The following is a 10447-nucleotide window of genomic DNA, read 5'->3' as shown; positions in this document are numbered from 1 at the left end:
CTGCTGAACAGCACCCGCCTGGCCGACTGGTAACATACACGGGTTTTGCTTTGCAGGGCCCCGGCGCGCCACCCTGGTGATCGCTTTGCGCCGTGGGCTGGAACTCATATGAGAAAATCCTCGTCCTTACCCAGCAATTTGAACAGCAGAACAATGGGGACCAGGCTAACCGCGATCAGCACCGTGCCGATAACGGAAGCCGAGGCGAAATTTCCCTGCAAAACATAGCCGAACACTTCTACCGGCAGTGTACGTGTCGAGCCTCCATACAAGATGACGGTGGATTTGAATTCCTTGGCGACAGTCGCCCAGGTCAAGAGCGCCCCGGACAGGATGGCAGGCGAGATGATCGGCACCGTGATGCGCCAGAAGGTGCGGCCGGGCGGAACCCCGAGATTGATCGAGGCTTCCTCGGTATCGGTGCCGATCTGGCTCAGCATCCCGGAAACCGAGCGGATCGAATAGGGCAGGCGGCGAATGAAATATACCATCAGCAGAATAAAGACCGTCCCTCCCAGATAGAAGGGAGCGCCGCCATAGCTGATGCTGACTGCGATGCCGATCACGACGCCGGCAACGGCGAACGGCACCATGGAAAACGCGTCCAGAAGATTTGCCAGCCGGTCGCGGCGGCGCACCACCACATAGCCGATCAGGCATCCCGCCAGCACGCACAGCACCGTGGCGATAGTCGAAAAGAACAGCGTGTTGAACAAGGCGGTCGGCAGCCGGATCGCGTTCGCGTAGCCCTGGAGGGTGAATTCACCGGTCAGGAGCGGTCCACGCGATTTGAGGAATGACGAAACGACAATGGCCACCAGCGGCAGGCCCGCGGCGAGCACCACCAGATAAACAAAGCCGGTCGCTCCAGCGAGCTTGCCGCCTTCAAGCCTGCGGCTCATCAGCGGCTTGACCGTCTCCTGCCCGAAGGAGCGCTTGCGGGCATACCAGCGCTGCAGGAACAGCGCCCCCACCGTCACCACCAGCAGGATCAGCGACAGGGAACTGGCCACCCTGGGATTGCCGCCATGCTCATTGACGAATTCGGTATAGATCACGCTGGCCATGACCCTATAACCCTCACCGATGATCATCGGCGTGCCGAAGTCGGCAAAAGAGGTCACGAACACCAGCAGGGCGCCCGTCGAGATGGAGGGCACGATCAGGGGCAGGATCACCGTCCACAGGATTTGCAGCGGCCTGCGGCCCAGATTTTGCGCGGCGTCTTCCAGGCTCTGGTCCACGGATTTAAGTCCGGCACTTGCCATCAGGAAAACGAAGGGAAAGCCTTGCAGGGTAAACACCAGGGCAATGCCGCCCCAGCCGTAGATCGTCGGTGAATTAATGCCCAGTGTCCCCAGGAAATTCGTAATCACCCCGTTCCTGCCCAGCAACAGAATCCAAGCATAGGCCCCGATAAAGGGCGGCGAAACAAAGGTCAGCACAATCAGGGCGCGGATGAGCAGCTTGCCTGGAATATTGAACCGCGTCACCAGATAGGCCACCGGAACCCCGGTAATGGTTGCGCCGATCGTGGCCAGCGTGCCCACCACGATACTGTTGATCAGGGTCTCGTAATAATAACGCTTGGTGAAGAAATCGACATAAGCATCCAGCGCCGTGGCGCCGGTGCTCGAAGACGACATCATGCTGGAAATGAACAGCCGGGCCAGCGGATAGATCAGCAGGGCGATGAACAGCAGCACCGCCCCTATCGTGACCAGAACCCAAAAATTCGCCTGAAATCTGGGCCGGAATTCTCGTCCGGGACCGGCCGGCTCCTGCACACCCACCGCCCCGCTCACAGCCCGGTATCCTGTTCGGCGCCGGAAAAGATCAGGGTGGCGCCGGGATCGAGATGGAAGGTGAGTTGGGCGCCTTCCACCGTTCCCCCCGCGACATCGCGGGCATTGAGCTGAATCGACACCGGGCGCTCCAGCCCGCAATCAAGCTCCAGGCGCGTATAGGAACCGAGATAGGTTTTGGACACCAGCGTGCCGGTAAAGCCATTCACCTGCGATCCCGTCGGCCTCAAATTTCCGTCCTGGGGCCGGAAGCCGATCCACGCCGGCCCCTCCAGCGTGCTGCCCGGACCGGTCGAGACGAGTTCCACCCCCGACGCCATGGTGACCACCAGTTCCTCGCCCCTGCGCCGCGCGGTGCCGCGCAGAAAATTCCCTTCGCCGATGAATTCGGCCACGCTCAGCGTGGCGGGCGTGGTGTAAACCTGCTCGGGCGTGCCCACCTGCAACACCTTGCCCCCGCTCATGACCGCCATCCGGTCCGACAGGCTCAGCGCTTCGTCCTGATCGTGGGTCACATAAATGGTGGTGATGCCCAGATTGCGCTGGAGCTTCTTCAAGTCGTTGCGCAGGCGGATGCGCAGCTTTGCGTCCAGATTGGCCAGCGGCTCGTCCATCAGCAGCACACGCGGCCGGATCACCACCGCGCGGGCAATCACCACGCGCTGCTGCTGCCCGCCCGAGAGCTGCTTGGGCATGCGCTTTTCATAGCCGACCAGATCCACCATTTCGAGCACTTCACGGATGCGGCTGCTGGCCTGCTCGCCGGTGATGCCACGGCTTTTCAGGCCATAAGCGACATTGTCCCAAACGCTCAGATGCGGAAACACCGCGTAGTTCTGGAACACCATGCCGGTGTCCCGGCTATGCGCGGGCACATCGTCAACCCGCTGATCGCCAAGCATGATGGTGCCCGCGCTCTGGCGATAAAACCCGGCAATGGCGCGCAACAGCGTGGTTTTCCCGCAGCCGCTCGGCCCGAGCAGGGTGAAGAATTCGCCGGATTCGATCGACAGATTGGCGTTGGAAACCGCGACGACATCACCAAAGGTGATGGAGACACCATCAAGTCGGACAGAAGAGCTGATGTGATTATTCTGCATGGAGCTTTGCATGGTTGGACAAATGGAAGCCGTGAATGAGGCCCGACCGCCAGGCGGCCGGGCCCCGGGACGTACCGATCAACGGGTGTTGATCATGATGTCCTTCCACTTCGCCAGCCAGTCGGCCTGGTCGGTGACGGCGTCAGCAGGATAAGGCAGCACATTCAGATCATTCGCGGACGGCATGCTGTCCGGGAAACTGACATTCACATTGGTCGGGCGCCGGCCGGGGAAGTTGTCGACCAGGGCCTGCTGCTGGGGCTGGGACAGGATGAAGTCAGCGAATTTGTCCGCATTGGCTTCATTGGGACCATCCTTCATGCGGAAGAGCCCTTCGGCGAGCAGGGTGACCCCGTCGCTCGGATAGACAATGCCGACCTTGCCGCTGGCCAGCCAGCGATGCGCGCCCTCTTCATAGGCGACGCCCAATTCGACTTCGCCATTGCCCACGGCAGTGAACGGCCCGCTGGAGCTGTCAACAATGGTCATGTTCTTGGCCATTGCCTCCACCAGCTCCCACCCGCCGATCTCCTTCCAAGCCACCAGGGCGGCATAGGACGAGCTGGACGAAGCCGGGTTGGCATATTGGATCTTGCCGCTCCATTTGGCGTCCGCGAGCTCGGCCCAGGTCTTGGGCGCGTCTTCGTCGCTCACCAGGTCCTTGTTATAGACGATCACCATGGTGAAGGCCCCCGGAGGGGCGTTGAAGCCGGCCGGGTCCAGAAATTCGGGAAAAATCTCGGACAGGACCGGGGAGTCATAGGCATTGAACAGTTCAGGAGCCGAGCTGCCGGTATGGGCGCCGCCGCCCCACAAGACGTCACCGAGCGGCCGCCCGGCCTCCGCCTTGATACGGCTCAGCAACTCGCCGGTCCCACCGGTAATCAGATCCACTTTTACGCCCGGATTCTCCGCCTCAAAGGCAGAAATATAGTAATCCACCATCTCGATCGGATGCGAGGAATACAAAACCAGGGAATCCGTTGGAGCCTTGTCCGCTTCCTGCGAAAATGCGGGCGCAGAAATGAGCGTCGTTGCAAAAACGATTGCAGACAACCCGATAGTGCTTCTTTTCATATGATTTCCTCCCTTAATGATTTGCGTTGGGGATGTTTCGTTTTTTTCGATATTGCCCCGGTTAGAACCATCCTGAGTAGAACTTCAGAGTGAAGTCAATGCGTTGCCAATCCCCCGCCCTACCCTGTCCGGCAACCATGCGCGCACCGTCCATATCCGGTTTCCTCTCAGCGCCTGCTCACCTTGCCATGGGTTTTGAAAATTTCCTACAAAAAATTTGACTAATGTAATTTCATCGATATCAATGACTGGCCCGGACGTGGTGAGGACATCCGGCTTTTCAGGAGGATCTTATAATGCAATCCAAGCTGCTATTGGCCGGCGGCGCCGCCCTGCTCTCCCTCGGCCTGGCCCAGCCAGCGCTGTCAGCCGACCAGATGACCGTCTATTGCCCGATGTCGGAAAACGACTGCACGTCGGTGTTGAAGGCATTTGAAGACGATACGGGCTACACCTCGGCCTTTGTGCGGCTGGGCGCGGGAGAGATATTGGCGCGTATTCGGGCCGAAAAAAACAATCCCCAGGCGGCCCTGTGGCTGGCCGGTGCGGCCGACATCTTCATTCAGGGCGCGAGCGAGGGCCTGCTCGAAGCCCATGAATCCGCCAATATCGCAGGGGTAGCGGCAGCGCATCGGGATCCGGAGAATTTCTGGACGCCGATTGCGGTTTCTCCCATCGGTTTTGCCTATAACGCCGACTATGTCGCTGAATTGGGCGCGGAACCGCCCACCAGTTGGGAAGATTTTGCCGACCCGGTGTTCAAGGACGCTGTTGCCCTGGCGCACCCGGCAGCTTCGGGCACGGCCTATGTCTCGCTCGCCGCGATGGTCCAGCTCTATGGTGAGGACAAGGCTTTCGAGATCATGAAGGGCATCGATGCGAACGTGGTGCAATATACCCGTTCCGGCAGCGCCCCCTCCCGCATGGCTGCCAGTGGCGAAGTCGCCATCGCCATGGCCTTTACGCAGGATCTTGAAGCGCTGATCGCGCAAGGCTTCCCGATCAGCGTGTCCTTCCCCGAAGAGGGGACGGGTTTTGAAATCAATGCCGCCGGCCTGGTCGCCAATGCACCCGAGGGGCAGCGCGACGCCGCCAAGGCTTTTCTTGACTGGATTTTGAGCGACAAAGGCCAGCAGGCCATCAGCGCGACTTATCGCGGTTCGGCCCTGGAGGCCTATGACAACCCGACCTTCAACATCGATCTGCAAGCGGTGAAGCTTATCGACTACGACTCCAAATGGGCTGGCGAAAACCGCAGCCGCCTGCTTGAGCATTATGAGAATGCCGTGCGCAACGTTTCGGACGCCAAGTAGGTATTTTCTCAGGCAGCGCGAGTTTATCTGACGCTGCCCGCTTTAGGGATGCCGCCCGTTCTTGCGGCATCCCAATTCCCTTCATCTCAGCCGGGTCGCGCATAAGCGGCTTCGCCTTGCCCTGAGGGTGCCATGGCTGCCTCCACCAACATCGTCGTGCGATCCGGCATCACGCCCCTTGCCTATCGAGTTCGATCAATCATGGCTGATCCCTGGCTGTTCGGGATTTTCGTGTTGATCTCCCTTTCGGTCCTGATTTTCGCAATCCTGCCGATCCTGAGCGTGCTCAAGCTCGCCATACTGGGCCAAGAAGGCTTCGATCCCGCAGCCATCATCTCCAATCTCAGCTCTTCCATGGTGTGGCGCGCCTTTGGCAATACGCTGCTTCTTGGTGCCACATCGGCCGCAATAGCCACCCTTGCGGGATTTGCCCTCGCTTTTGCCGTTGCCAGAACCAGCATGCCCGGCAAACGCTTCGTTCACGCGGTGGCCCTGCTCCCCGTGATCTCGCCTCCCTTCGTCATGGCGCTGGCCATTCTGATCCTGTTCGGCCGGTCCGGGCTGATTACCCGCGAGCTTCTGGGCATTCGCAACAGCAATATTTATGGCTTTCATAGCCTGGTGCTGATCCAGGTGCTGGCCTTCACCCCCATTGCCTACCTCAATATCAGCGGCATGCTGCAATCGCTCGACAGCGCTCTCGAAGACGCGGCTTCATCGCTCGGCGCCTCGCAATGGACCATTTTCAAGCGCCTGACGCTGCCCCTGACCGTGCCGGCGATTTTGAGCTCCGTCCTGCTGGTCTTTGTTAAATCCATCGAGGATTTCGGCAATCCGATGGTGATTGGCGGCAATTACAATACGTTGGCGGTTGAGGCCTATTCCCAGCTTATTGGCTATTTCAATCTGGAAGCCGGCGCCCTTCTGGCCAGCCTGCTCCTCTTGCCCTCGCTTCTAGCTTTCATGGTGCATCGCTATTGGGTGAGCCGCAAAAGCTATGTGACCGTGACCGGCAAGCCCGGCGTTCAAAAGATCCGCATTGTCAGCCCTTTTGTGGTCTGGCCATTGACGGTGCTCTGCTATGGGCTCGTCGCCACCATCATTCTTTTTTACGCGACGGTGGTTGCGGTCTCCTTCACCAAGCTGCCGGGCATCGACTGGTCATTCACCATCGACCATTATATCGGCGTGTTTTCCGCCGGCCTGCGCCCCTTGCAGAACTCGCTGGTCCTTGCCGGCATCGCCACCCCCATCACCGCCCTTCTGGGCATGCTGATCGCCTATATCCTGACGCGCCGGAAATTTCCGGGCAGCAGCGTTTTGCGGTGGGGTACGCTGCTCTCTTTTGCCGCGCCCGGAACAATTCTGGGCATTGGCTATATCAGCGTGTTCAATACCGCACCGCTCCTGCTCACGGGAACTGCCGCCATCATCATCGCAGCCATGGTGGTCAAAACCTTGCAGGTGGGCATTGAGGCCGGCTCCAATCAATTGCGCCAGATCGACAAATCCATCGAGGAGGCGGCGAGCATATTGGGAGCGTCCAACACCCGCACCTTCGCTCAGGTGACCCTGCCCCTGCTCAAACCGGCCTTTTTCACCGCCTTCGCCTACGCCTTCACCCGTTCGCTGACGACGCTGAGCGCTGTCATCTTCCTGGTATCGGCAAATTGGAGCCTGATCACCGTGACCATTCTCAACCAGGTGGAAACGCTCAGGCTCGGGCTCGCGGCCGCCTACTGCGTCATTCTGATTGCTGTTGTTCTGGTTGTTCTCGGCCTGATGCAATTCGCATTGGGCCGAGTGGCCAATAGAGGGTAGTGCGATATGTCGAGCGTTGTTTTCAAAGAGGTGAACAAGGTTTTTCCCGGCGTGGACGGGCATCCCGGCTCCCACGCGGTCAAAAATCTGAACCTGAGCATTGCCCCCGGCACGCTGGTCACCCTGCTCGGCCCCTCCGGCTGCGGCAAGACCACGACATTGCGCATGCTGGCTGGCTTTGAAACGCCCACCGATGGCCAGATCGTCATGGAAGGTCATGACATCACCACCACGCCTGTGAACCGGCGCGGCATTGGCATGGTATTTCAAAGCTACGCCCTGTTCCCGCATATGAGCGTACGCGAAAACGTGGCCTTCGGGCTGAAAGTGCTAAAATTGCCGCAAGACGAGATGGACCGGCGCATCGCCGAAATTCTCGACCTGATGCAGCTCTCGCCTTTTGCCGATCGGGCGCCCGCGCAGCTTTCCGGGGGCCAGCAGCAGCGTGTGGCATTGGCGCGCGCGGTGGTGATCGCGCCCAAGGTGCTGCTGTTCGACGAGCCCCTGTCGAATTTGGATGCGCAATTGCGCGAACGCATGCGCGACGAATTGCGCATGCTTCAAACCCGGCTGGGCATTACCAGCCTCTATGTCACCCACGACCAAAGCGAGGCGATGGCCATTTCCGACCGCGTGGTCGTCATGCGCAATGGCGTCATCGAACAGGATGGCTCTCCTACCGATATTTACGCCCGCCCGCGCACGGCCTTCGTTGCCGAGTTCATGGGGAAGGCAAATATCCTCAAGGCCCGCCTGCTGCGCGTGGAGGGAAAACAGGCGCATGCCCGGATTGCCGGTGGCGATATCGTCTTGCCGCTTGAGGATGTGAGCCCCGCCCCTGGCGATGAGATCGATTGCGTCATCCGGCCCGAACAGATCACCCTGAGCGCGGACGGAGCGCTGACCGCCGAAATCCAGCGGGTGGTTTTTCAGGGTGGATATGCGGAATATCTGGTCAATCTCGATGGCCAGCGGTGCAGCATCGTCGACTATCGCCAGCACAGCCACGGCGTACGGGCGGTTGGTGAAATGCTGCGCTTCTCCTTTGCCGACGCCAAGCCCTGGCCTCTGGCCCCCCAAAACCCGGCCCTGTGAAACATGACGAATATTGCAGACGAAACCATCATCGCCACGGCGATAGCGGCCGCCAGGGCTGCCGGCCAATTGGCGCGTGACGCCTTTATGGCGGGCCAGCTCGGCCGTCCTCCCGATATCGAGGAAAAGGACGGTTATTTCGACATTGTCACCGCCACAGACCGCGAAGCCGAGCGCGTCGCCTCCACCATCATCATGGACCAGATTCCCGACAGCAGGATCCTGGGAGAAGAAACCGGCTGGCGCGGAACTGGCGGGACCACCTGGATTATCGACCCGATTGACGGCACCAGCAATTTTGCTTCGGGCCTGCCCTTTTTCTGCGTTTCCCTCGGCGCTTTCGATGCGCAAAACCAGCCTGTCTGCGGCGTGATCTATGACCCGATCCGGGAGGAATTATTCCTCTCCAGCAAGGACGGCCTCACCCTGAACGGCAAGCCGGTCCGCTGTGCTGCCTTCGGCCGCACCGACCGGGATGTCGAGCTCTTGACCAATATGCCGCATGAAGGCGCGCGCCCAACGCCCGGTCAACTGGCCCAATTCGCCGACCTGGTCGAGAGCTTTCGCGGCGTTCGGCGGCTGGGTTCCTGCGCCCTGCAACTGGCCTATGTCGCCGTCGGGCGCGTGGCGGTGGGCTATGACGAGAAATTCCAGATGTGGGACATTGCCGCCGGCTTCCAACTGGTCGTCGCCGGCGGCGGTCAGCTCCTGGCCTGGGACGCTGACGGGCGAGCGATTGCCGAACCGATGCGGAACCTGTCAAAAATCAGGCGCTTTCTGGTAGCCTCGCAACATTTCGATGCCAACAGCTCAGCCGCTACCAAACAGGGCTCGCGCCCCGGACCCTGAAGCTGGCGCCTCCCCATCGCAAGCAAGGCCTTTCATGCACCGTTTTGCCGTCATTGCCGATCCGCACTACTTCGACATTTTCCCTGGCTATGCCATGGCTGGTCCCAGCGTGGGCGAACGCAAGGGCGCCAGCATCCATACCCTGCGCGACAGCGCCGCCTCCACGCGGCTGTTCAATGAGGGCTATTTCGCCCTCCCCGCCGCTCTGGACCTGTGCGTGCACCACCAGATCCGCCACGTCGTCATCGCCGGCGACCTGACCGATGATGGCCAGGTTTCGGCCATGGACGGTGCCATCGCGGTTCTGGACGATTATGAGGCGCGCCATGGCCTGCGCTGCTTCCTGACGCCCGGCAATCATGATGCCTATGGCATGAGCGGCCGCGACATCACCCGCCGCCTGCTCAATGACGACGGCAGCTATACGGTGGTGGGCAGTGCATCGCCCGATATGGCACGCCTGGAGCAGCCCTATCTTCACGAGCCCCGCCAGCGCTGCCAGGCCTATCCCGCCCTTCTCGAACAATGGGGGCGCTTTGGCCTGGCCCGCCGCCCCACGGACCTGCACTGGGAAACGCCTTTCGGCCCCGACGACACCGTTGAAACCCGCTTCTGCACCATGACCGCGCCCGATGGAAAAACCCGCCAGCGTCAACTGGATCTATCCTATCTGGTCGAGCCGGAGCCGGGTCTGTGGCTGCTCTCCATCGACGCCAATATCTTTGTGCCGCGCGATGGCCGCCCCGACAACAGCCAGGCCGATGCGTTTGAGGACAGCACGGCGGCCGGATGGTCGGCGCTGATTCGCCACAAGCCCTTCCTCGTGCAATGGATGCGCGACGTCGCCCGGCGCGCCGACGCGATGGGCAAGACATTGATCTGCTTTTCGCACTACCCGATGGTTGACCCCCTCGATGGGACCGAAGCCCTGGAAGCGGCCCTGCTCGGCCAGACCATGTCGGTTCGGCGCACCCCTTCTTCTGCCGTCTCCAATGCGCTGTGCGCGACAGGAATCCACACCCATTTCAGCGGTCACATGCATATCTACGACCGCGCCGCCGTGACCGCTGGCGGCAACACGCTGACCAACTACGCCATGCCCTCGCTGATCGCGTTTCCCGCCATCATCGGCCTGGTCAGCGCTCGGGGGAAACAGGTCGAGATCGGTTTTGAGCGCCTGGAATTCGACAGCTATCGTGATCTTCTGCCCGGCTATCAGGCCGAACTCGACCATCTGGGCACATCCTCGCCAATGTTGGCCGCAACCAGCTATGGCGATTATCTGTTCCAGCACATTGGCGAGCAGGTCAAAACCCGCCTGATGATCGATGAATGGCCACCCGAATTGTCCGCCTTTGTCGAGAGCCATGATGTTCAGGGCCTGCTT

Annotated in this window: 8 protein-coding genes; 5 read left to right on the top strand and 3 right to left on the bottom strand. The window is 60.5% G+C overall.

The genetic code is table 11. From position 1 onward, the window contains the following. Nucleotides 1–104 precede the first annotated feature (104 nt). The 3 genes from VDP82_RS08175 to VDP82_RS08165 all read right to left on the bottom strand — a co-directional run bounded on the left by VDP82_RS08175 (nt 105) and on the right by VDP82_RS08165 (nt 3982). The gene (locus tag VDP82_RS08175; protein WP_323014357.1) at nt 105–1706 is read right to left on the bottom strand and encodes an iron ABC transporter permease; all 1602 of its coding nucleotides are present in this window, start codon (nt 1704–1706) and stop codon (nt 105–107) included. A gap of 95 nt (nt 1707–1801) precedes the next feature. Then, complete coding sequence (locus VDP82_RS08170) at nt 1802–2905, bottom strand: ABC transporter ATP-binding protein (RefSeq protein WP_323014356.1); 1104 nt, start codon at nt 2903–2905, stop codon at nt 1802–1804. A 78-nt stretch (nt 2906–2983) separates the two neighbouring features. After that, complete coding sequence (locus tag VDP82_RS08165) at nt 2984–3982, bottom strand: extracellular solute-binding protein (protein ID WP_323014355.1); 999 nt, start codon at nt 3980–3982, stop codon at nt 2984–2986. 314 nt (nt 3983–4296) lie between these two features. Here VDP82_RS08165 and VDP82_RS08160 point away from each other — a divergent pair, with 314 nt between their 5' ends. The 5 genes from VDP82_RS08160 to VDP82_RS08140 all read left to right on the top strand — a co-directional run. Beyond that, complete coding sequence (locus VDP82_RS08160; protein WP_323014354.1) at nt 4297–5295, top strand: ABC transporter substrate-binding protein; 999 nt, start codon at nt 4297–4299, stop codon at nt 5293–5295. A gap of 132 nt (nt 5296–5427) precedes the next feature. Continuing rightward, nucleotides 5428–7116, top strand: coding sequence for an ABC transporter permease (locus VDP82_RS08155; RefSeq protein ID WP_323014353.1), 1689 nt, complete (start codon nt 5428–5430; stop codon nt 7114–7116). A 6-nt stretch (nt 7117–7122) separates the two neighbouring features. After that, nucleotides 7123–8211: an ABC transporter ATP-binding protein gene (locus tag VDP82_RS08150; protein WP_323014352.1), complete on the top strand. Its 1089-nt coding sequence runs from the start codon at nt 7123–7125 to the stop codon at nt 8209–8211. Nucleotides 8212–8214: 3 nt separating this feature from the next. Then, complete coding sequence (locus tag VDP82_RS08145) at nt 8215–9060, top strand: inositol monophosphatase family protein (RefSeq protein ID WP_323014351.1); 846 nt, start codon at nt 8215–8217, stop codon at nt 9058–9060. Nucleotides 9061–9094: 34 nt separating this feature from the next. Further along, nucleotides 9095–10447 (top strand): metallophosphoesterase (locus VDP82_RS08140; RefSeq protein ID WP_323014350.1); only part of this gene is annotated, 1353 nt, incomplete at its 3' end.

The organism is Devosia sp. (genome assembly GCF_034675085.1).
Classification (GTDB): Bacteria; Pseudomonadota; Alphaproteobacteria; order Rhizobiales; family Devosiaceae; genus Devosia.
This window is presented reverse-complemented; position numbering and strand designations above follow the sequence as displayed.